Annotated in this window: 17 protein-coding genes and 1 pseudogene; 15 read left to right on the forward strand and 3 right to left on the reverse strand. The window is 63.3% G+C overall.

Going from position 1 to position 20,937, the window contains the following annotated elements; genetic code table 11:
• The first annotated feature begins 178 nt into the window (after positions 1–178).
• From kdgD to PQQ51_RS10365, 4 genes are all read left to right on the forward strand, one after another.
• The gene (gene kdgD, locus PQQ51_RS10350) at positions 179–1,096 is read left to right on the forward strand and encodes a 5-dehydro-4-deoxyglucarate dehydratase (RefSeq protein WP_408496675.1); all 918 of its coding nucleotides are present in this window, start codon (positions 179–181) and stop codon (positions 1,094–1,096) included.
• Between the two features lie 158 nt (positions 1,097–1,254).
• The gene (locus PQQ51_RS10355; protein WP_408496676.1) at positions 1,255–2,607 is read left to right on the forward strand and encodes an MFS transporter; all 1,353 of its coding nucleotides are present in this window, start codon (positions 1,255–1,257) and stop codon (positions 2,605–2,607) included.
• A 98-nt stretch (positions 2,608–2,705) separates the two neighbouring features.
• Positions 2,706–3,449, forward strand: coding sequence for a FadR/GntR family transcriptional regulator (locus PQQ51_RS10360; protein ID WP_408496677.1), 744 nt, complete (start codon positions 2,706–2,708; stop codon positions 3,447–3,449).
• Between the two features lie 85 nt (positions 3,450–3,534).
• Positions 3,535–3,909 carry a DUF1493 family protein gene (locus PQQ51_RS10365; RefSeq protein ID WP_408496678.1) on the forward strand — a complete coding sequence of 125 codons (375 nt, stop codon included), beginning with the start codon at positions 3,535–3,537 and terminating at the stop codon, positions 3,907–3,909.
• A 160-nt stretch (positions 3,910–4,069) separates the two neighbouring features.
• Here the strand turns inward: PQQ51_RS10365 and PQQ51_RS10370 are convergent, their stop codons facing one another.
• Positions 4,070–5,653: an aldehyde dehydrogenase (NADP(+)) gene (locus PQQ51_RS10370; protein ID WP_408496679.1), complete on the reverse strand. Its 1,584-nt coding sequence runs from the start codon at positions 5,651–5,653 to the stop codon at positions 4,070–4,072.
• Between the two features lie 218 nt (positions 5,654–5,871).
• On the opposite strand from PQQ51_RS10370, the gene garL reads away from it, so the two are divergent.
• The 3 genes and pseudogenes from garL (at position 5,872) to PQQ51_RS10385 (ending at position 8,335) form a co-directional block, all read left to right on the forward strand.
• The gene (gene garL, locus PQQ51_RS10375) at positions 5,872–6,657 is read left to right on the forward strand and encodes a 2-dehydro-3-deoxyglucarate aldolase (RefSeq protein ID WP_408496680.1); all 786 of its coding nucleotides are present in this window, start codon (positions 5,872–5,874) and stop codon (positions 6,655–6,657) included.
• Positions 6,658–6,667: 10 nt separating this feature from the next.
• Positions 6,668–7,606 (forward strand): annotated as a pseudogene (locus PQQ51_RS10380) (2-hydroxy-3-oxopropionate reductase); the annotation flags it as partial.
• 189 nt (positions 7,607–7,795) lie between these two features.
• Positions 7,796–8,335 (forward strand): DUF2867 domain-containing protein, encoded by a 540-nt coding sequence (locus PQQ51_RS10385; RefSeq protein WP_408496682.1) that lies wholly within the window; start codon positions 7,796–7,798, stop codon positions 8,333–8,335.
• A gap of 100 nt (positions 8,336–8,435) precedes the next feature.
• Here the strand turns inward: PQQ51_RS10385 and PQQ51_RS10390 are convergent, their stop codons facing one another.
• The gene (locus PQQ51_RS10390) at positions 8,436–9,257 is read right to left on the reverse strand and encodes an alpha/beta fold hydrolase (protein ID WP_408496683.1); all 822 of its coding nucleotides are present in this window, start codon (positions 9,255–9,257) and stop codon (positions 8,436–8,438) included.
• A 573-nt stretch (positions 9,258–9,830) separates the two neighbouring features.
• Between PQQ51_RS10390 and PQQ51_RS10395 the strand changes: the two genes are divergently transcribed.
• The 6 genes from PQQ51_RS10395 (at position 9,831) to PQQ51_RS10420 (ending at position 14,273) form a co-directional block, all read left to right on the forward strand.
• Positions 9,831–10,163 carry a type II toxin-antitoxin system RelE/ParE family toxin gene (locus tag PQQ51_RS10395; RefSeq protein ID WP_408496684.1) on the forward strand — a complete coding sequence of 111 codons (333 nt, stop codon included), beginning with the start codon at positions 9,831–9,833 and terminating at the stop codon, positions 10,161–10,163.
• Positions 10,150–10,437, forward strand: coding sequence for a type II toxin-antitoxin system RelB family anti-toxin (gene relB / locus PQQ51_RS10400; protein ID WP_408496685.1), 288 nt, complete (start codon positions 10,150–10,152; stop codon positions 10,435–10,437). The genes PQQ51_RS10395 and relB overlap by 14 nt, the downstream gene beginning before the upstream one ends.
• A gap of 317 nt (positions 10,438–10,754) precedes the next feature.
• A complete protein-coding gene (locus PQQ51_RS10405; protein ID WP_408496686.1) occupies positions 10,755–12,167 on the forward strand; it encodes a cytochrome ubiquinol oxidase subunit I in 1,413 nt (470 codons plus the stop codon).
• Positions 12,168–12,191: 24 nt separating this feature from the next.
• Positions 12,192–13,196: a cytochrome d ubiquinol oxidase subunit II gene (gene cydB, locus PQQ51_RS10410; RefSeq protein ID WP_408496687.1), complete on the forward strand. Its 1,005-nt coding sequence runs from the start codon at positions 12,192–12,194 to the stop codon at positions 13,194–13,196.
• Positions 13,171–13,344 carry a hypothetical protein gene (locus tag PQQ51_RS10415; RefSeq protein WP_408496688.1) on the forward strand — a complete coding sequence of 58 codons (174 nt, stop codon included), beginning with the start codon at positions 13,171–13,173 and terminating at the stop codon, positions 13,342–13,344. Before cydB ends, PQQ51_RS10415 begins: the two co-directional genes overlap by 26 nt.
• 200 nt (positions 13,345–13,544) lie before the next feature.
• Positions 13,545–14,273, forward strand: a complete 729-nt coding sequence (locus tag PQQ51_RS10420) for a response regulator transcription factor (RefSeq protein ID WP_408496689.1) — start codon at positions 13,545–13,547, stop codon at positions 14,271–14,273.
• On the opposite strand, the gene PQQ51_RS10425 is transcribed toward PQQ51_RS10420, so the two are convergent.
• Positions 14,274–16,169 (reverse strand): ATP-binding response regulator, encoded by a 1,896-nt coding sequence (locus PQQ51_RS10425; protein WP_408496690.1) that lies wholly within the window; start codon positions 16,167–16,169, stop codon positions 14,274–14,276.
• Between the two features lie 296 nt (positions 16,170–16,465).
• Here PQQ51_RS10425 and PQQ51_RS10430 point away from each other — a divergent pair, with 296 nt between their 5' ends.
• Positions 16,466–17,302 carry a hypothetical protein gene (locus PQQ51_RS10430; RefSeq protein ID WP_408496691.1) on the forward strand — a complete coding sequence of 279 codons (837 nt, stop codon included), beginning with the start codon at positions 16,466–16,468 and terminating at the stop codon, positions 17,300–17,302.
• Between the two features lie 220 nt (positions 17,303–17,522).
• Complete coding sequence (locus PQQ51_RS10435; RefSeq protein WP_408496692.1) at positions 17,523–20,933, forward strand: alpha/beta fold hydrolase; 3,411 nt, start codon at positions 17,523–17,525, stop codon at positions 20,931–20,933.
• The last annotated feature ends 4 nt before the right edge of the window (positions 20,934–20,937 follow it).

Raw genomic sequence — 20,937 nt, forward strand, 5'->3', positions numbered from 1 at the left:
ACATGAAAGATGCGGTCGCGGTTCCGTATTTACCCTAGGGCACGCATTATGCCGTTAAATCCCCGTTGAGTTAGCGGATTTGTTGTTGTACGATGACGTATAAGAAATCTCCATTTCTCAGTCACCACCCAAAATCGTGACCTACGGTCACCACAATTCCGACGCCTGGATATACATCATGACGACACCGCAGGAACTCAAGCAGATCGTTTCGGAAGGCCTTCTCTCCTTCCCGGTCACCGACTTCGACGAACAAGGCGACTTCCGCGCCGACACTTACGCCGAGCGCCTCGAATGGCTCGCGCCCTACGGCGCGTCGGCACTGTTCGTGGCGGGCGGCACGGGCGAGTTCTTCTCGCTGACGCACGACGACTACTCGAAGGTCGTGCGCACGGCGACCGAAGTCTGCAAGGGCAAGGTGCCGATTCTCGCCGGCGCCGGCGGCCCGACGCGCGTGGCGATCGCCTACGCGCAGGAAGCCGAGCGCGCCGGCGCGAACGGCATTCTGCTGATGCCTCACTATCTGACCGAAGCCTGCCAGGAAGGTATCGCCGCGCACGCCGAAGAAGTGTGCAAGTCGGTGCCGAACATGGGCGTGATCATCTACAACCGTGCGAACTCCAAGCTTAACGCCGACATGCTCGAAGGCCTCGCGGCGCGTTGCCCGAACCTGATCGGCTTCAAGGACGGCGTGGGCGAAATCGAAAACATGGTGTCGATCCGCCGCCGCCTCGGCGACCGCTTCTCGTACCTCGGCGGCCTGCCGACCGCTGAAGTCTATGCCGCGGCGTACAAGGCGCTGGGCGTGCCGGTGTATTCGTCGGCCGTGTTCAACTTCATTCCGAAGACCGCGATGGAGTTCTATCGCGCGATCGCCGCGGACGACCATGCGACCGTCGGCAAGCTGATCGACGAATTCTTCCTGCCGTATCTGGCCATTCGCAACCGCCGCGCGGGCTACGCGGTCAGCATCGTGAAGGCCGGTGCGAAGCTGGTCGGCCACAGCGCCGGTCCAGTGCGCGCGCCGCTGACCGATTTGACCGAAGAAGAAGTCGCGAAGCTCGACGTGCTGATCAAGAAGCTCGGCTCGCAGTAACGCGACCGGCGCCGGCAAGCCGTGCGCATCGCGCACGACGCCTTCAGGAAGCGCCCGGGACGGTAACGTCGCCGGGCGTTTTTTATCGCGGCAACGCCGGCCGCGCGCACCAGAAAACCCGGGACCCCGTTCCCGCGCACAAGATTCAGGAGATGACCATGGAAATGAGCCGCACAGCGAACCCCGCCGACGCCGCGAAGCGCACCAAAGTCCGCTACGCGATCCTGCTGCTGATTTTTCTCATCACGACATTCAACTACGCGGACCGCGCGACGCTCTCGGTGACCGGCTCGGCGATGCGCACCGAATTCAGCCTCGACGCGATCCAGATGGGCTACATCTTCTCCGCGTTCAGTTGGGCGTACGTGTTGTCGCAATTGCCGGCCGGTTGGCTGCTCGACCGCTTCGGCGCGCGACGCGTGTACGCGGCGAGCATTTTCCTCTGGTCGCTCTTTACGTTGCTGCAAAGTTCGATCGGTCTGCTGGGCAGCGCGGCGGCGGCCGTCACCGCGTTGTTCGTGCTGCGTTTCGCGATGGGCGTCGCCGAATCGCCGGCGTTTCCGGCGAACGCGAAAGTGGTCGCGAGCTGGTTTCCGACCAACGAACGCGGCACGGCGTCGGCCATTTTCAACGCGGCCCAGTATTTCGCGGCCGTGATTTTCACGCCGCTGATGGCGTGGCTCACGCATGCGTTCAGCTGGCACGCGGTTTATCTCGTGATGGGCGTAACCGGCCTGCTGCTCGCGCTCACGTGGCTGAAGGTGATGAAGAATCCCGCCGACCATCCGGGTGTGTCGCGCGCCGAGCTCGACTATATCCAGCAAGGCGGCGGCGTGATCAGCGGCCATTCGAAAGCCACTCGTGCCGCGGATATCGAACGTGCCGGCGGCTGGTCGCTGGTGCGTCAACTGCTCGGCAACCGCATGCTGGTCGGCGTGTACGTCGCGCAGTACTGCATCAACGTGCTGACCTACTTCTTCCTGACCTGGTTTCCGATCTATCTCATGCAGGCGCGCGGTATGACGATCCTGCACGCCGGCCTCGTGGCGTCGTTGCCCGCGATTTGCGGCTTCTCCGGCGGCGTGCTCGGCGGCATTCTGTCCGACGGGATGATCCGCCGCGGCCACTCGCTGACGGTCGCGCGCAAGGTGCCGATCGTCGGCGGGATGCTGCTGTCGGTGTGCATCATCGGCTGCAATTATGTGTCGACGGACTGGATCGTCGTCGCGCTGATGTCGCTCGCGTTCTTCGGCAAAGGGATCGGCGCGCTCGGCTGGGCGGTCGTTGCGGACACGTCGCCGAAGGAAGCGCTCGGTTTGTCAGGCGCGATCTTCAATATGTTCGGCAACGTGGCCGGCATCGTGACGCCGATCGTGATCGGCTATCTCGTCGCGAAGACCGGCTCGTTCAACGGCGCGCTGGTGTTCGTCGGGGTGAACGCGTTGCTCACCGTATTCAGCTATCTCGTGATCGTGAAGGACATCAAGCGGGTCGAGCTACGGCACGCGTGACACGAAATGATCTGGCGTTTATATAATCAGTCGTCAGACGACGGTATAATGAAACACAGGAAAATATCTGCAACTATTTGATTCAAGGGGCGTTTTCGATGGCTACACCACTGGCTTCCGCAGCACCGCCACGACGCGCTCGCAATCTGGCCGAGTTCGTCGTCGGGTATGTCACCGAGCAGATCGCGTCCAATGCGCTGAAACCCGGTGACAAACTGCCGACCGAATCGCAACTGATGGTCACGCTGAGCGTGAGCCGCACGGTTATCCGCGAGGCGATTTCGCGTCTGCAGGCCGGCAAGATCATCGAGACGCGCCACGGGATCGGCAGCTTCGTGCTGGAGCCGCAGCGTGAAAAGCTGGGCATCGACATGGTGCCTGCCACCACGTTGCGCGACGTGTTGTCGATTCTGGAACTGCGTATCAGTCTGGAGACGGAATGCGCGGGTCTGGCGGCGCAGCGCGCGAAGCCGGAAGATCTCGCGCGTATGCGCACGGCGCTCGACGCGATCGAGGCGACCCGCCACAACGGTCTGGACAGCGTCGACGCCGATCTGCAATTCCACATTTCCGTGGCGCGCGCCACCGGCAACCGCTATTTCGTCGACATCCTCACGCAGATGGGCAGCGCGCTGATTCCGCGCAATCGGCTGGATTCGGCGGGTATCGCGCGCGCGGAGCCGGACGCTTATTTGTCGCTCGTGAATCTGGAGCATGAAAGCATTCTGGAGGCAATTTCGCGTCACGACGCCGAGGGCGCGCGCGCGGCGATGCGCATGCATCTGTCGAACAGCCGCGAGCGGTTGCGGCGTGCTAATGAGCCTGTGGAAACGAATAACTGATTGGGTGGTGGTTTGCTTACAGCCCCGTTGCTCTTTGTTGGAGCTGCGGGGCTGTTCTGTTTAGGCCAGAGGACAAGTTGGCGCGATGACCGACCGAAAAGACGAAACGTGGGAAAAACTCGAAGCATTCGCGCGCGAAGAGTTGGGCAAACCGATTTTCGGGCACTTGCGTATCGAACCTGAAAGCCGGGTGGAAATTGACTTGGGATTGACCGGGATCGACGCGATCCAATTCATCGACAAGTGGGCCGGACGATTTGACATCGTGGCCGAGAACTTTCCATACAACCGCTATTTCGGACCCGATAGCCTTGACGTGCTTGGAGCCGTCGGCTCGCTCTTGCCAAAACGGCGCGAAAAACCCGCTCACGCATTGACGCTCGGCATGCTCGCAGACGCCATGCGCGCCGGCTGCTGGGACACGCAGGCGATTGAAGCTGCGGCTTACCCCGGACAATAACGCGTGCTGCGAGGCGAGTCGGCGATGGGTTGTGAGCGCACCCGGACCTGACGTGATATCAGATTGCCACAAAGAAAGGCCGGGAAATGTCCCGGCCTTGGCCTTTCACCCTACTCCAGCGCACCGCTCATCCACAACCCCAGCGGCGCGCCGAAACACCTCACCCGCGCGTGATCTCACCATCACGACGGCGCCACAGATCCAGCGGATTGCCGTCAGCCAGCGACTCCGGCAACAGCTCCGCCGGGAAATCCTGATAGCACACCGGGCGCAGGAAACGCTCGATCGAAGTCGTACCAACCGACGTCGCGCGGCTATCCGACGTCGCCGGGAACGGGCCGCCGTGCACCATCGCGTGCGAGACCTCGACGCCGGTCGGGAAGCCGTTCACCAGGATACGCCCCGCCTTGCGCTCGAGAATCGGCATCAGGTGCTTCGCGGCCGGCACGTCGCTGGCGTCCAGTTGCACGGTGGCCGTCAACTGGCCGGCGAAATGCTCGGCGACCGCCAGCAATTCCTGCTCGTCCTTGCAACGCACGATCGTCGAGGCCGGACCGAACACTTCGTCTTCGAGCGCGGGCGTCGACAGGAACGTCGACGCGTCGGTCACGAACAGCGCGGCGCGCGCCTGAGTCGGACCGGTTGCATCGGCACCGCGCGCCACCGCTTCGACACCGCGTATCGCTTCCAGCTTGCTCTCGCCTTCTTCGTACGCTGCGTGAATTCCGCTGGTCAACATGGTTTGCGCCGGCTTGACAGCCAGTGCGTCGGACGACACTGCCACGAAGCGCTTCAGCGCATCGCCGTCGACGGCAATCGCCAAACCCGGGTTGGTACAGAACTGACCCGCGCCCAGCACCAGCGAATCGACAAAGCCACGCGCGATGCTGTCGCCGCGCTGAGCCAACGCATTCGGCAACAGGAACACCGGGTTGATGCTGCTCATTTCGGCATAGACCGGAATCGGCTCGGCACGCGCCGCCGCGACGCGCATCAGCGACGTGCCGCCCGCGCGCGAACCCGTGAAACCGACGGCCTTGATCGCCGGATGCGCGACCAATGCCTCGCCGACGGAATTACCCGCGCCGACGATCATCGAGAACACGCCTTCAGGCAAATCCATTTCCTGCGCGACCGTCTGGATCACCCGGCCGACCATCTCCGACGTGCCGAGGTGAGCACGGTGCGCCTTCACGACAACCGGGCAGCCGGCCGCGAGCGCCGCCGCCGTATCGCCGCCCGCCACCGAAAACGCGAGCGGGAAGTTGCTGGCGCCGAACACCGCAACCGGGCCCAGCGGAATCTTTTGCATGCGCAGGTCCGAGCGCGGCAGCGGCTTGCGCTCCGGCAGCGGCGAATCGAGCGTGGCGGTGAGCCACTGCCCGGCGCGCACCACTTGCGCGAACAGCTTGAGCTGGCCGGTCGTCCGGCCGCGTTCGCCTTCGAGACGCGCCTTCGGCAGGCCCGACTCTTCGTGCGCGCGCTGGATCAGCGCATCGCCGAGCGCAGCGATGCCATCGGCGATACGCTCGAGGAATTCGGCGCGCACCGCGAGCGGCAGCGCCCGGTACGGATCGAACGCCACGCGCGCGAGTTCGCAGGCTGCATCGACATTCGCCACCGTGCCGCTACCGAAAACCGGTTCCGCGATGTCGGCTGCCGTGGCAGGATTGAACGCACGCAACGGTTTTTCTTCGCCGCGCACCGCTTTGCGACCGATCAGCATTTCGCCGGTAATAGACATTTCGCTTTCCTTGAATGACCGCTATAGATATAAGTCATCCTACAACATAGGAGGCTAGCCGCGCAACTGATGCTTACCCCATTCCCACCAAAATCCGGGTATACGCGCCTGTCGCCGCAGATTGCACGAATGCTAATCTGATTAAGACATACGACAACTTATAACAAGCATCCGCAACGCCGCAACGCCCCGATCCATCGCAGTTCGAGGAGACAGTCATGCCAAGCGTCACGCCGTATCAGTCTTTGCCCAATAGCTTTCGCCGTGCCGTGTGCGGCGGCGAAACCCTGATCGGCTGCTGGATGTCGCTTGCCAGTCCGATTGCGACCGAACTGCTCGGCGGCGTCGGTTTCGACTGGATGCTGCTCGACGCCGAGCACGCGCCGAACGACGTCCTCACGCTGATCCCGCAGCTGATGGCGCTCAAGGACAGCGTGAGCGCACCGGTGGTCCGCCCGCCGGCCAACGACAGCGTGTTCATCAAGCGTCTGCTCGATAGCGGCGTGTCGAACTTCCTCGTGCCCTTTGTCGAGAGCGCGAAAGACGCGGCCCGCGCGGTCGCCGCGACGCGCTATCCGCCGCAAGGCATTCGCGGCGTGTCCGTGAGCCACCGGGGCAATCGCTATGCGACCGTGCCCGACTACTTCGACATCGCGAACGACAACGTCTGCGTGATCGTGCAGATCGAGAGCCGCAAAGCCGTCGATTCAATCGACGAGATTCTCGCCGTCGACGGCATCGACGCCGTGTTCGTCGGTCCGTCCGATCTCGCCGCCACCTACGGCCACCTGGGCAATGCGGCCCACCCGGACGTGCAGCAGGCGATCGCCCACGTGTTCGAACGCGCGCAGGCCGCCGGCAAGTCGAGCGGCATTCTCGCGCCGGTGCAGGCCGATGCGGAACGCTATCGGTCGATGGGCTGCCGGGTGATCGCCGTGTGCGCGGACATGGGCTTGCTCAAAGGCGCGGCGCAAGCGGTGCAGAAGCACTTCATCCACCCATGAACCCGTCAGCGGACGGGCTGCCGCCACGGCCGCGACGACCTCTCAGGAGCATTCCATGCAAAAAGCGGGCTTTATCGGACTCGGCATCATGGGCAAGCCCATGGCGGCCAATCTCCTCAAGAACGGTGTCGCGCTCGCCGCGTTCACGCGCAGCGGCGTGCCGGCCGACCTCGAACAGGCAGGCGCCGTCGCGTGCGACAGCCCGGCCGCCGTCGCCGCGCAAGCGGACGTGATCTTCATCATGGTGCCGGATACGCCGGACGTCGAACGCGTGCTGTTCGGCGAGAACGGGCTCGCCGGTGCTTTGCGCGCGGGGCAAACGGTCGTGGACATGAGCTCGATTTCGCCGATGGCCACCCGCGAGTTCGCGGCGCGCGTGCGCGAGCGCGGCGCGGAGTACCTGGACGCGCCGGTGTCGGGCGGCGAAGTCGGCGCGAAGGCCGGCTCGCTGACCATCATGGTCGGCGGCGCGAGCGCCACGTTCGACAGCGTGAAGCCGCTGTTCGACATGATGGGCAAGAACGTCACGCTGATCGGCGAGGTCGGCGCCGGCCAGGTGTGCAAGGTGGCCAACCAGGTGATCGTCGCGGCGACGATCGAGGCGGTCGGCGAAGCGTTGCTGCTGGCCTCCAAGGCCGGCGTCGATCCGGCGCGTGTGCGCGAAGCACTGATGGGCGGCTTCGCGTCGTCGCGGATTCTCGAAGTGCACGGTGAACGGATGACCAAGCGCAGCTTCGATCCGGGCTTCCGGATCGAACTGCACCAGAAAGACCTGAACCTCGCGCTGTCGACCGCGCAATCGCTTGGCGTGTCGCTGCCGAACACGGCCACCTGCCAGGCGCTGTTCAATGCATGCGTCGCGCACGGCGGCAACGCGTGGGATCACTCGGCGATGGTGCGCGCGCTCGAAATACTCGCCAATCACGAGATCGGACAGAAGAGCGCTTGAGTGGCGCGTTCGGGGCACGGCGCATGAGTCGATCCATCGGCTCTGGTTCGCGGGTCTCTCCGAACGATTTGCGACGCCCTTCGCGCGGGTGGGCGTAGACTCGACCTCATCCCACACAATCGACGCGGGACGGCGCGCTCACCCGCGCTGCCTCGCCCTCGCCGAATCGATCGAGTCCAATCCGCGCCCATGACCGCCGCCGACCTTTCCGTGCTTTCCGTGACCTTGCCCGCCGAGTCCGGCGTCGCTCGCCTGTACGACGCACCCGATCTCGCCGACGCGTTCGCGGTCCGCTTGCCGGACAACGCAATCGACGACCCGGAATTGCTCGCGCGCTTTCTGTTCGCGCATCAGGCGGGATGGGTCATGCACTTGTTGAAACTGCGCGATGCGCTGGTCGCGCGCTTCGGCCTCAAGACGTCGGCGCAGTTGCGCAAGGAAGCGGCGACAGGCTCGCGCGAGCGTGTCGACATCTTCAGGATCTACACGCGCAGTGCCCGCGAGATCATCCTCGGCGAGGACGATAGCCACCTCGATTTTCGGCTTTCGGTGCTGCAGCAAACTCGCGATATCGGCAACGGCCGTGCGCGCTATCTGGTTCTATCGACGGTGGTGCACTGCCATAACGGGCTCGGCCGTTTCTATATTCTTGCGATCGCGCCGTTCCATCGCGCGGTGGTTCGCTCGGCGTTGCGACATGCGGCGCGTGTCGGGTGGCCGACAACGTGATGAGCGATGTCGACGCGACTGCCGCGGCAAATAAAAACGGCGCACGATTATCGGCGCGCCGCTTTCATAACCTCAATCGAGAGCTCAGCGCAGCGCCGCGTTACGAGCCGAGAAACGCCAGCAGATCGGCATTCACCTTATCCGCCTCCACGGTGCACATGCCGTGCTGTCCGCCCGGATAAACCTTGAGCGTCGCGTTCTTCACGATCTCCGCCGTGCGCCGGCCCGCTGCATCGATCGGCACGATCTGGTCGTCGTCGCCATGCAGGACCAGCGTCGGCACGTCGATCTTTTTCAGGTCTTCGGTGTAGTCGACTTCGGAGAACTGCTTGACGCAGTCGTATAGCCCCTTGATCGAACCCGCCATGCCCTGCACCCAGAACGAATCGATCACGCCCTGCGATTTCTTCGCGTTCGGCCGGTTATAACCGTAAAACGGCAGCGCGAGGTCCTTGAAAAACTGCGAACGATCGTCGACCACGCCTTTGCGGATGCCGTCGAATACGTCGATCGGTGTGCCGTTGGGGTTGGCTTGCGTTTTCAGCATCAGCGGCGGCACTGCGCCGATCAGCACGGCCTTGGCCACCCGCTTCGTACCGTGACGGCCGATGTAATGCGCGACTTCGCCGCCGCCCGTCGAATGACCGACCAGCGTCGCGTCCTTCAGATCGAGATGCTCGATCAGCGCGGCGAGATCGTCGGCGTAGGTGTCCATGTCGTTGCCGTCCCACGTCTGGGCCGAACGCCCGTGGCCGCGACGGTCGTGCGCGATGACCCGAAAACCTTTGCTGCCGAGGAACAGCATCTGCGCGTCCCACGCGTCCGCGCTAAGAGGCCAGCCGTGCGAGAAAACGACCGGGCGGCCGCTGCCCCAGTCCTTGTAGAAAATCTCCGTACCGTCCTTCGTGGTGATCGTGCTCATCTGCGGACTCCTGTTGGATGAAGTCTGCCGTCGCCGGCAGGTGGATGAAGCGTGCTCTCCAGGACCGGCCGGGCGGCAAGTGCTCGCGCGACCAGACGCCTGTTCGAGCATGACACGGTAAGCGACACGTATTGATGACGGACTCGTGCGGGCGCGGAATGAAAACGCAATGCACCGCGCGGAAGCCGGAATGACTAGTCGAAACGAATGTTGAATGACTGCGTGGGACGACCACACGGTCTGGACGAACGCCGCGTGGCTGTTTGCATCGTAGAAGCAAACCGGGCTGTTGACTAGCCGATCGGCCGATAGAAAGTCGGCGGCGATGGAGTTATTGTCGGCTAATGACAGAACTGCGGACAGAACTGCGGATAGAACCCCGCCCGGAAACCAGAACGAACACCCTGATTACGCCAACGCCGTCGTAACCGCTCATCGCGGTCCTGCTTTCGCCCTCTCTGAGTCGTTCGATCTCAAGCACTGCTGCTCGCCAGGCTTTAGCTGATCCCCAGCAAAAGACCGCTCAGGTCAGTAGCTTGCACGTTAATAACATATTTGTTACTATGATTTCAGATGGCATTTACGATCGATTTCTACAACGAACGCGTCAAAGTGAACGTTGCCTCATTGCCGAAAACACTCCTCGCACGTTTTATCGCGTTAGCCGATCGCATGGAGGAATACGGGCCGAATCTCGGCGAACCGCATACGGCATCCATGGGCGGCGGGTTGTTCGAGATGCGCCTCAAAGGCGCCGAGGGTATCGCCAGGGTGTTCTACTGCGCCGTCGTGGAACGCAAGATCATGATGCTTCACTGCTTCATCAAGAAATCGCAACAAACGCCGCGCAACGAACTCGAGATCGCGCGCAAAAGACTGCTGGAGATCAGAAATGGCAACCTATAAGGCAATGCGCGCCCGCGCGCTCGCCGATCCCGAAGTACGCGCCGAATACGAACGGCTGAATCGCGAAGAATTCGCGCTGCTGGACCAGATGCTCGCAGCGCGTCGCGAGGCGGGTTTGACGCAGGCGCAAGTGGCCGAACGCATGGGCACGAAAGCGCCGGCCATCACGCGGCTCGAACGGGCGCTTGCGTCCGGCCAGCACTCGCCGTCAATCGACACGTTGCGCCGGTATGCCGCCGCCTGCGGCAAGCAACTGTTCATCTCGATCGCGTAGTGAATTCGACGCGGCGTGGCACTGCGACCGCTGCGTCGCCCCCCTTGTTGCAGCGCGGTCGATTGCCGCAGTCTGGCGTGATGCACGTCGTTCGCACAAAAACAGCTAGTCAGGAAAACTTGATACTCATCAAGGCTTTGCCGTCTTAAAAGCGAAAAAGAGCGCAAAACAACGTGGTTTTTTGACGCACGTCGCGGTGCAGCAAAAAAAACGCCGATCCCCTACTCTTCGGCCACTGCCTCGCGCAGTGCGCACCGACAGCGGTCGACGCGCGTAGTCCGCCTCCGGGCTCGACGCACCTAAAGCTCCTCACGCTCATGAACTCCGCAATTTCGGCATTCGATCTCGCCCGCATCCAGTTTGCGTTCACCGTTTCATTCCACATCGTTTTTCCGGCGCTCAGCATCGGCCTCGCCAGTTTCATCGCCGTGCTCGAATGGCGCTGGCTGAAAACCGGCAAGGCGTACTACAAAGATCTGTGTCTGTTCTGGTCGAAGATCTTCGCCGTGGCTTTCGGGATGGGCGTCGTGTCCGGCGTCGTGATGAGCTATCAGTTCGGCACCAACTGGTCCGGTTTTTCGAGCTTCGCCGGTCCCATTACCGGTCCGTTGCTGATGTACGAAGTCATGACGGCGTTTTTCCTCGAGGCCGGTTTCCTCGGCATCATGCTGTTCGGCTGGCAGCGGGTGAGTCCGCGCGCTCACTTCGGCGCGACGCTGATGGTCGCGATCGGCACGCTGATTTCGACGTTCTGGATTCTCGCGTCCAATAGCTGGATGCAAACGCCGCAAGGCTTCGACGTGGTGAACGGCCACGTCGTGCCGCTCGACTGGTTCAAGATCATTTTCAACCCGTCGTTCCCGTATCGCCTCGCGCATATGGCGCTCGCCGCGTTCATCGTCGCGGGGCTGGTGGTGTCGGCGGTGGGCGCGTGGCATCTGTTGCGCGGCAGGCGCGATCCGGCCGTGAAAAAGATGTTCTCGATGGCGCTCTGGCTGCTGTTGATCCTCACGCCGATCCAGGCTTTCGTCGGCGATCAGCATGGCCTGAACACGCGCGAATATCAGCCCGCGAAGATCGCCGCGATCGAAGGTCTGTGGGAAACCGAGAAAGGCGGCACCGCGCTGAATCTGTTCGGCATTCCCGACATGCAGGCAGAAACCACGCGCTACGCGGTGTCGATTCCGCATCTCGGCAGCCTGATCCTCACGCATAGCTGGGACGGCGAGATTCGTGGGCTGAAGGAATTCCCGCCGCAGGACCGGCCGAACTCGACGGTCGTGTTCTGGAGCTTTCGCATCATGGCCGGACTCGGCGTGCTGATGATCGTGATGTCGATCGCCGCGGCGGTGCTGCGGCGCGGTGAGCGTCTGTTCGAATCGAAGGGGTTCCAGCGCTTCGCGATCGTGATGGGACCGAGCGGCTTCATCACGCTGCTGGCCGGCTGGGTGACCACCGAAGCGGGCCGTCAGCCGTGGGTCGTCTACGGCGTGATGCGCACGTCGCAGGCGGTATCGCCGCTCACCACGCAGCAGGTTGGCATTTCGCTGATGGCGTTCGTGGTCGTCTATTTCCTCGTGTTCGGCACCGGCATCTACTACATGCTCAAGCTGATGCGCTCGGGTCCCGCGTTGCCGGGTCAGACGCCGCCCGGTGCGCCGGAGCACACGCCGAACCAGACCGCACGCCGCCCGCTGTCAGCCGCCGATCACATGATCGACGCCGCTTAACCTCATCTGCCGAAGAGAATGGAAATGGACGTAACCGTAGTGTGGGCCGCGATCATCGCGCTGGGCCTTTTCATGTACGTGGTGCTCGACGGCTTCGATCTCGGCATCGGCATCGTCTTCCCGTTTTTCCCCGACGAAAAGGAACGCGATCTGATGATGAACACCGTCGCGCCGGTGTGGGACGGCAACGAAACCTGGCTGGTGCTCGGCGGCGCCGCGCTGTTCGCGGTGTTTCCCGCGGTCTACGCGACCGTGCTGTCGGCGCTGTATCTGCCGCTGATCTTCATGCTCGTGTGCCTGATCTTTCGCGGCGTGTCGTTCGAGATTCGCGCCAAGGCGAATCGCACCAAACACCTGTGGGACCTCGCGTTCATCGGCGGCTCGGCGGGCGCGACGTTCTTCCAGGGGATCGCGCTCGGCGCGTTCCTGCAAGGCATCCCGGTGATCGACGGCGGCTATGCCGGCGACGCGTTCGGCTGGCTCACGCCGTTCAGTCTGCTGACGGGTCTCGGCCTGCTGGTCACTTACGCGCTGCTCGGTTGCGGCTGGCTGGTCGCGAAGACCGAAGGCGATCTGCAGCGCCGCTTGCATCGCGTCGTATGGCCGCTCACGATCCTGCTGCTGGTGTTCATCGCGATGGTCAGTCTGTGGACGCCGCTGCAGGACCCGAAGATCGCGCAACGCTGGTTCCACGACGGCATGTTCTACCGTCTGCTGCCGGTGCCGTTCCTCGTCGCGGTGTGCGCGTTCTTCATGTATCGCGCGGTGCGGGCGCGGCATCACAACACGCCGTTCGTGCTCGCGTTGCTGCTGGTGCTGCTCGGTTATCTCGGCTTGCTGGTGAGCCTGTGGCCGTATGCGATTCCGTCGAGCATGACGCTGTGGGAAGCCGCCGCGCCGCGCTCGAGCCAGATGTTCACGCTGGTCGGCGCGCTGGTGATTCTGCCCATCATCATCGCGTACACGACGATGGGTTATTGGGTATTTCGCGGGAAGGTGAGGCATGGCGACCAACATCACTATCATTAAGCAGTTGGCCGGGCATAAGGCCGGCACGCGCAAACTGCCGGGCTGGCTCTGGTTCATCGCGCTATGGTGCTTCGGTGTGGCGTCGGCGATGTCGCTCGGCTTCGCGTTCAAACTTCTGATGAACGCGACATTATTCGCAGTCAAATGAATGGGGCGTCTTGCCGGTTGGATCTGTCGCGCATAATCTGCGGGCATCCTGCGCGGTGCGCTTGAAAAAGGGAGCCTACGGCTCGTCTACCTAGCAAGCCGCAAACGACGCGCGGGAGACCAGCCTGACTCATACTGCGACGGATCGAAACACGCGGCGATTGAACTCCACTACGCGCAGGCCCGTCTCGCGGAGACATCATGAAGTTTCTTGTGGCCGACGACCATGAACTGATCCGGCAAGGCGTCAAAAGTCTGCTGCGGGGACTTGACCCCGACGCCCAGTTCGACGAAGCCGACAGTTGGGAAACCCTCGCCGCCGCCGCGCGGCCCGATGCGGATCACGATCTCGCGATCGTCGATCTGCACATGCCGGGGATGAGCGGCGCGTCGTCGCTCGACATGTTGCTGAAGGCGAACCCCGCGCTGCCGGTGGTCGTGCTGTCCGCCGAAGAATCGCCCGACGAAATGCGCGCGGTGCTGGCCGCCGGCGCGCTCGGCTTCGTGCCGAAGCGGCAACCGGCGAGCGTGATGCTCAAGGCGATCGAACTGGTGTTGTCCGGCGGCGCCTATGTGCCGATGGAAGCGCTCAGTCTGCTCGGCTCACGCGACACGCAAGCCAACCCGACACGAGCGGCCGCCTCCGCACCTGGCGACAGCGGCGCTGCGCCGGCCGAACCCGGCGCGCAGATTCACGCGTTGCAACCGCACCAGCAACATCTGCTGGAAAACCTCTCGCCGCGGCAGCAGGACATCATGCGGCTCGTGCATCGCGGCTGGACCAACAAGATGATCGCGCGCGAACTGGGCGTTGCGGAGGGTACCGTCAAGGTGCATCTGTCGGTGATTTTCCGGGCGCTCGGCGTGCACAACCGGTCGACCGCGATCGCCGTGATCAACGGCTGGCTCGAAGCGGGAAAGACCTTGTAGCTAGAACGACATGCGCGGCGGGCGGTGGTCGCCGCTGGGCGAACCGTCTGCCGAGTCGAACCCTCCGTCGCCCACCGACAAACCACGGGCGGCCACCGCCCGCCCCTTGTCCAGATCCGCCTGCTGCCACAGCATGTCCAGCGTGCGCCGCAGGCGCGCCGGCGTAACCGGCTTGTGCAGCACCGGAATACCCTGCAACGCGAGCGCCGCCAGTTCGGCCGACGCCATGTCGCCGGTGATCAACAGCGTCACCACGCCCTCATGCCCTGCCCGCGCGAGCATCGCGCGCACGGCGCTCAGCGCCTGCGCGCCGGTGCGATGATTCGCCAACTGGTAGTCGCATAGCACGGCGTCCGGCACGAAGCCGTCGCCGAGCGCGGCGAGCGCGTCCGCTTCGTCGCGCGCGCCGCGCACCACGCAGCCCCAACGCGCGAGCAGACTGGCGAGGCCTTCGAGAATCGACGGTTCGTCGTCGATGCAGAGCACGCGCCGCCCTTGCGCGGACGGACCGCCCGCCACGCCCTCGTTCAAACTCGCGACAATCCCGCCGGCGTCGCCGCCTTGCACGGGAAAGCGGAACACCGAACCGCGGCCCGGCGCCGAACGCAATTGCAGTTCGCCGCCCAGCATCGTCACCAGCCGCCTGACCGTCGGCAGACCGAGACCGTGGCCCTGGCGCGCGTCGCGTTGCGGATTGGCGACCTGATAAAACTCTTCGAAAATGCGCTGATGCTCGTCGAGCGGAATGCCGATACCCGAATCGCGCACTTCGATAAAGCCGCCCGAGGACCGGCCCGCGCGCCGGAAGCCCACCCATATCGCGCCTTCTTCGGTATAGCGCACCGCGTTCGAGACCAGATTGCTCAGCACGCGTTCGAGCAGTACGGGGTCGTCATGCACGATCACGCCGGTCGGCGCGATTCGCAGCGCGAGCCCTTTGGCCGCGGCCTGCGGCCGGTACTGGCTGCCGATCCGCTCGAATAGTTCGGAGAGCCGAAAATGCAGCCGGATCACCTGCGTGACGCCGCTTTCGAGCCGCGCGAGATCCAGCACCTGGTTGAACAGCTGGTTCAACGCTTCGACGTTATAGACGATATGTTCCGCGGTCTTCGCATGCTGAACGGGCGTAGCGGCCGGATCGTGAAGCGGATCGTTGAGAGGATCGTTAAGAGAAGCGGCGAGCAATCCGATCGCATGCAACGGCTGGCGCAAATCGTGGCTCGCCGCGGCGAAGAAGCGCGTCTTAGCGAGGCTCGCTTCTTCGGCGACACGCTTTTGCGCCGCCAGCGACTCAGCCAGATACTGCTGATCGACCCGCGCCTGCACGACCCGCTGAAACAGCTTGCGGTAACTCAGCGCATAGACATTGATCGCGCAGACGAAAAACGCGAGGACGATCGCGAGTATCGTGCGGTCGAACGTATGCGTGCCGAAATGCAGCACGATCGACGGAAACAGCAGGAACGGAATCGCGGTCGAAAAATTCAGCAGATCGAAACCGTTCGACATGAACACGCCCGCCGCCAGCGTGACGAGCATCACCGTGTGCAACAGCGGCAAATCCGGGTGCGGGCTCTGGAACGCGAACCACACCGCGAAGCCCGGCGCGCTGTAGAGCAGCATGCCGCGCACCGCGTGCAGATAGATCCAGCCGCGCGGCGACACGAGACGCGGATAACGGCGGTGGCAGATCCACAGCGCGAGGCCGCCGCAATTGGCCGCCGCATAAAACCCGAAGCACGCGACGAACAGCCGCGGCGACGGTATATCCGGCCAGTAGATCGCCACCAGCACCGCTATCGAGAACCAGTGCGAAAAGAACGCGATCGGATCCTGCGCGTACAGCACGCGCACGAGGTCTTCATCGATTTCACGCTGGAAAGGGTCGACCCGCATCGCGGCGGCCTCCGTGCAGAGCACTTGTTTCGATCCAGAAGAATTGCCGTCGGTCGCATCGCCGGTCACGGCAAATCCGTTCACATTGCGCAAATCCGGCCGACAACCCGGATGGTTTACCCGACGGTTTACCCATCGGCTACCACTTAATCCATATAGGCGAAGCCGCTGCCGGCAACGATACTGGTTTCACGTTCAGCGCGGTTTCAAAGCCCCTCTCTTCATTCCACGGCCTGTAGTCAAGGCTCACCGCAAGGCTCACCGCGCTCCTTGCCTTTCCCCTAATGGAGGCCTTCATGGGCGCAGTTCCAAGCCACGCGTTCGTCCGCCATCTCGACGACGCGATCCTGCCCGACCTGTGGCGCCGGCGCACCCAGTTGTCCGCCGACGAAATGGTGTCGATGGTCGAACTGGTCAAACGGGCGCTGCGAACCTATCACCCACAGGAATTGCACGCGCTCGGCGAGGACAAGGAAGAGCTGGTCGCGCAGTTCATTTACGCCAAAGTGCTGCGGCTCGCGCCCGGCCATACCGAAACCAGCGCGTGCGCCGAAAGCGCGCCGTCCAACGGCTACGCACTGTGCGCGTATTTTCGCCGCTACCTGATCGACTGCCTGCGCAGCGCAGGCCATCAGCGCAACGTGTCGATGGAAAACGAAGGCATGGCGCAGGAGATCGATCTGCACGCGCAAGCGCTGGAAGACCCCGTGCAAAGCGTGCTGATGCAATACGGTCTGGACGAAGAGTGCGTGCGCGCTGCGGCGCGCGCGTTTATCGACCGCCTCGACGAACCCGATCGTATCGTGCTGGCCGGCAGCCTCGGCTGGTGCTCGGAAGAAAAAGGCGGACTGTCGGCGGTTGCGGCTCAGCATAGCGTGCCCTCGTATCACTATCGCGCCGTCAAACTCGGCGTCACGATGAAAAAGACGGCCGGCGCCGGCGATTTTTCCAATACGCGTATCGGCCGCTGGTTGACCGACGTGCTCGGCATCGACATCGAACTCGACAACCGCGCCGCCATACTGATCGCGCTGAATCTGCTCGCCGCGGAATCTGCGGAATCCGGCGAATCCGGCGAATCCGGCAAATCCCGCGAAATGGGACACAGCGAAATCGAGCGGGTTGCGGCTTAACATCAGACGAATGCCGGACGCAGTGCTTGTGTCGAATAAGGTAACGCGCCGGCGGTTTTCGTTTCCCACGCGCTTTATACATGCTCCGCGCGCCACGTACGATGCGCCTTTTTTTGTCGTAGCGCACCGCCTACGATAAAAAAGCTTTAGCCGCACACCGTCTTTGTTCCGAAGTCCGGGCGCCCCACCCGGCGTTTCCCATTCCTGACGAGGTGGTCGAATGAACCGCTTATCGAGCGCCATCACGGCGATCCAGTCGCATTACGAAGTAGTCGTGGTGGGCTCGGGATATGGCGGCGCGATTGCCGCGAGCCGGATGGCGCGTGCCGGACGCAGCGTGTGCGTGCTGGAACGCGGGCGCGAATTCATGGCCGGAGAATATCCGCGCACGCCGCTCGAAGGCGCCGCGCAAGTGCAGTACAACACGCCGCTCGCGCAAATCGGTTCGCCGCTCGCGTTGCTCGAAGTCCACGTGAATCCGGACGTGAACGCCGTAGTGGGTTGCGGGCTCGGCGGCACTTCGCTGATCAATGCGAACGTGGCGCTCGAAGCCGATCCGCGCGTATGGGACGATCCGCGCTGGCCGGCCGGATTGCGCGGCGACGCAGCCGGTCGCGACCACGGTTATGCGCTGGCTCGCGCGATGCTGCAACCGTCGCCGGTGCCCGAAGATTTTCCGCTGCTGCTGAAACTACAGGCACTCGAAAAATCCGCGCAGGCGCTCGGCATGCAGAGCCGCTTCAGCCGGCCGCCGATCACCGTCACGTTCGAAGACCGTACGAACGCGGCGGGCGTCGGGCAGAAAGGCTGCGTCGGCTGTGGCGATTGCAATTCGGGCTGCAATTACGACGCGAAAAATTCGACGCATATGAACTACCTGCCCGATGCGGTCACGCACGGCGCGCAGATTTTCACGGGCGCCGCAGTGCATTCGGTGGTGCGCGACGCCGCGACGCAAACCTGGACAGTGAACTACCAGCTCGTGGATCTGGGCCGCGAAAGCTACGACGCGCCCGATCTGTTCGTCAGCGCCGATATCGTCATCGTGTCGGCGGGCACGATCGGGTCTACCGCGCTGCTGCTGCGCTCACGCAACGAAGGGCTCGACGTGTCGCCGATGCTCGGCCAGCATTTCACCGGCAATGGCGACGTGCTCGCTTTCGCGTACAACGCCGCGCAGACGATCAACGGCGTCGGCTGGGGCGCGCACAAGCCGGGCGACATCCCACCGGTCGGCCCGACCATCACGGGGCTGATCGATCATCGCGACACGGCGAATGTGCGCGACGGTTTCGTCATCGAAGAAGGTTCGCTTGCGGGACCGGTGGGCGCGGCGATGATCGGTGTGCTCGGCGGCGCGGCACCGCTCGAAGGCGTCGACGTGCCGCAGCCGCGCAAATTCGGCGAACGGCTCGGCTACGACGCCCGCGCGATCGAAAGCATTTTGCGCGGCCCGTACCACGGCGCGTTGAACCACACGCAAACCTACCTGGTGATGGCGCACGACGACGAAAGCGGCCGGATCAGCGTGAACGACAAAGGCAGAGCACGCATCGAATGGAAAAACGCGGGCAAGCAGCCGGTGTTCCAGACGATCGAAGCGACGCTCGAGAAAGCGAGCACGCCGCTCGGCGGCAGGTATCTGCGCAATCCGATTTCCACGAAGCTGCTCGGCAACCAGATCGTCACCGTGCACCCGCTCGGCGGCTGCGGAATGGGCGAAGACGCGCAGCATGGCGTGGTCGACCATATGGGCCGCGTGTTCAGCGGTTCAACCAGCGGCGCGATTCACGAAGGTCTATACGTGATGGACGGCGCGGTGATGCCGATGTCGCTCGGCGTCAATCCGTTGTTGACGATTTCCGCGCTGGCCGAGCGCAATTGCGCGTTGCTCGCGGCGTCGCGTGGGTGGCAGATCGATTACGCGTCGAAGGGCACCGCCGACACGCCGCCGCCCGAAAAAATCGGCCTGCGCTTCACCGAAACGATGATCGGCCACTACACGCCGGTTATCCCCGGCGAGGATCGCGCGATGCCGATGGACTTCACGCTGACCGTCGAATCCGACGATCTCGCCGACATGCTCGCCAATCCGCAGCACATGGCGCGCACAGCCGGCACGCTGACCTGCCCCGCGCTCTCCGCGCAACCGCTGACCATTGTCGACGGCACGTTCAATCTGTTCGTAGTGAACCCGTCGGATGTCGACGAGCGCAACATGAACTACCGGATGACGCTCGATTCGGTCGAAGGCAAACCGTACTATCTGACCGGGCAAAAGATCATTACGCGCAGCTCGCCGCTCAATCTATGGGAGCAGACCAATACGCTCTACGCAGAAGTGCGCGAATCGCCGCAAGCCGATGCGCCTGTGATCGGCAACGCGACGCTGATCATCACGCCGGAAAATTTCCTCAAGCAGCAACGCACGCTGGAAGTCACGCATACACCGGATCTGAAGACGCGACTCGAATGGACGTTGAAATTCGGCAAGTTCTTCGCGGGCGTGCTGTTCACCGAATACGGCGGCGTGGCCGCGCCGCTGCAATTCTTCGATTCGAGGGCGACGCCGCGTCTGAAGCGGGCATTGCGCGCGCCCGCGCCGCAAGTGTTCTTCTTCGAGACGCCGGACAAAACTCCACTGCGCCTCACGCGTTACGTCGATTCCGCTAACCAGGCCGCGCGCCCACTGCTGATGATCCACGGCTCGGGCGTATCGAGCCGCATCTTCTCCACCGACCTGATCGCGACCAACCTGGTGGAATATCTGTGCGCGGCGGGCTACGACGTGTGGCTGGTCGATCTGCGGGTCAGCATCGAAATGCCGAGCGTGATGGTGCCGACCAACGTCGACAAGGTGGCTCGCGAAGACATACCGTCCGCGATAGCCAAAATACGCGAGGTAACGGGCGCGCCGACCATTCAGGTGCTCGGCCATTGCCTGGGCGGCGTGGCGCTGAGCATGGCGCTGCTCGCGGGGCTCGACGGCGTGCGCTCGGCGGTGATCTCGCAGGTGTCCACGCATCCGGTGCCGGGCACGTTGCAACGGATCAAGGCGGGCCTGCATGTGCCCGGCATCATGAAATACCTCGGCGTGAACGATCTCACCGCCTACACGCAAGACGGCGAGTGGCCGCAGAATCTGCTCGACGAAGCATTGCGGCTCTATCCGCTCGACCATGACGAAGGCTGCGGCAATCCGATCTGCCACCGCGCGACCTTCCTCTACGGCTTGCTCTACGAACACGAGAAGCTGAACGAAACGCTGCATTCGAACTTGCAGGAAATCCTCGGCATACACGACATGTCGCTGTTCAAGCATCTGGCCGCGATGGTGCGCGCGGGCAAGGTCGTCGACGCCGACGGCCGGGACGTCTATCTGAGCGGCTCAGACGGCATGAAAGGACTCGAAGGGCTGCGGCTGCCGATCGGTTTCATCCATGGCGACAGGAACGAAACATATCTGCCGGAAAGCACCCAGCTCACTTACGACATGCTGCGGCGACGTTTCCCCGAACAGCCTTACGAGCGGCATCTGATTCCGGGCTATGGACACATCGACTGCATCTTCGGCAAGCACGCAGCGGTGGACGTGTACCCGGTGATCGGACGGTATCTGGACGCGCATTGAAAGT

The organism is Paraburkholderia xenovorans, assembly GCF_046030735.1.
GTDB classification, from domain to species: Bacteria; Pseudomonadota; Gammaproteobacteria; order Burkholderiales; family Burkholderiaceae; genus Paraburkholderia; species Paraburkholderia xenovorans_A.

What these genes read in the sequence shown, in the direction of transcription:
- kdgD (WP_408496675.1), top strand. Translation starts at nt 179, where the DNA reads ATGACGACACCGCAGGAACTCAAGCAGATCGTTTCGGAAGGCCTTCTC.
- PQQ51_RS10355 (WP_408496676.1), top strand. Translation starts at nt 1,255, where the DNA reads ATGGAAATGAGCCGCACAGCGAACCCCGCCGACGCCGCGAAGCGCACC.
- PQQ51_RS10360 (WP_408496677.1), top strand. Translation starts at nt 2,706, where the DNA reads ATGGCTACACCACTGGCTTCCGCAGCACCGCCACGACGCGCTCGCAAT.
- PQQ51_RS10365 (WP_408496678.1), top strand. Translation starts at nt 3,535, where the DNA reads ATGACCGACCGAAAAGACGAAACGTGGGAAAAACTCGAAGCATTCGCG.
- PQQ51_RS10370 (WP_408496679.1), bottom strand. Translation starts at nt 5,653, where the DNA reads ATGTCTATTACCGGCGAAATGCTGATCGGTCGCAAAGCGGTGCGCGGC.
- garL (WP_408496680.1), top strand. Translation starts at nt 5,872, where the DNA reads ATGCCAAGCGTCACGCCGTATCAGTCTTTGCCCAATAGCTTTCGCCGT.
- PQQ51_RS10385 (WP_408496682.1), top strand. Translation starts at nt 7,796, where the DNA reads ATGACCGCCGCCGACCTTTCCGTGCTTTCCGTGACCTTGCCCGCCGAG.
- PQQ51_RS10390 (WP_408496683.1), bottom strand. Translation starts at nt 9,257, where the DNA reads ATGAGCACGATCACCACGAAGGACGGTACGGAGATTTTCTACAAGGAC.
- PQQ51_RS10395 (WP_408496684.1), top strand. Translation starts at nt 9,831, where the DNA reads ATGGCATTTACGATCGATTTCTACAACGAACGCGTCAAAGTGAACGTT.
- relB (WP_408496685.1), top strand. Translation starts at nt 10,150, where the DNA reads ATGGCAACCTATAAGGCAATGCGCGCCCGCGCGCTCGCCGATCCCGAA.
- PQQ51_RS10405 (WP_408496686.1), top strand. Translation starts at nt 10,755, where the DNA reads ATGAACTCCGCAATTTCGGCATTCGATCTCGCCCGCATCCAGTTTGCG.
- cydB (WP_408496687.1), top strand. Translation starts at nt 12,192, where the DNA reads ATGGACGTAACCGTAGTGTGGGCCGCGATCATCGCGCTGGGCCTTTTC.
- PQQ51_RS10415 (WP_408496688.1), top strand. Translation starts at nt 13,171, where the DNA reads ATGGCGACCAACATCACTATCATTAAGCAGTTGGCCGGGCATAAGGCC.
- PQQ51_RS10420 (WP_408496689.1), top strand. Translation starts at nt 13,545, where the DNA reads ATGAAGTTTCTTGTGGCCGACGACCATGAACTGATCCGGCAAGGCGTC.
- PQQ51_RS10425 (WP_408496690.1), bottom strand. Translation starts at nt 16,169, where the DNA reads ATGCGGGTCGACCCTTTCCAGCGTGAAATCGATGAAGACCTCGTGCGC.
- PQQ51_RS10430 (WP_408496691.1), top strand. Translation starts at nt 16,466, where the DNA reads ATGGGCGCAGTTCCAAGCCACGCGTTCGTCCGCCATCTCGACGACGCG.
- PQQ51_RS10435 (WP_408496692.1), top strand. Translation starts at nt 17,523, where the DNA reads ATGAACCGCTTATCGAGCGCCATCACGGCGATCCAGTCGCATTACGAA.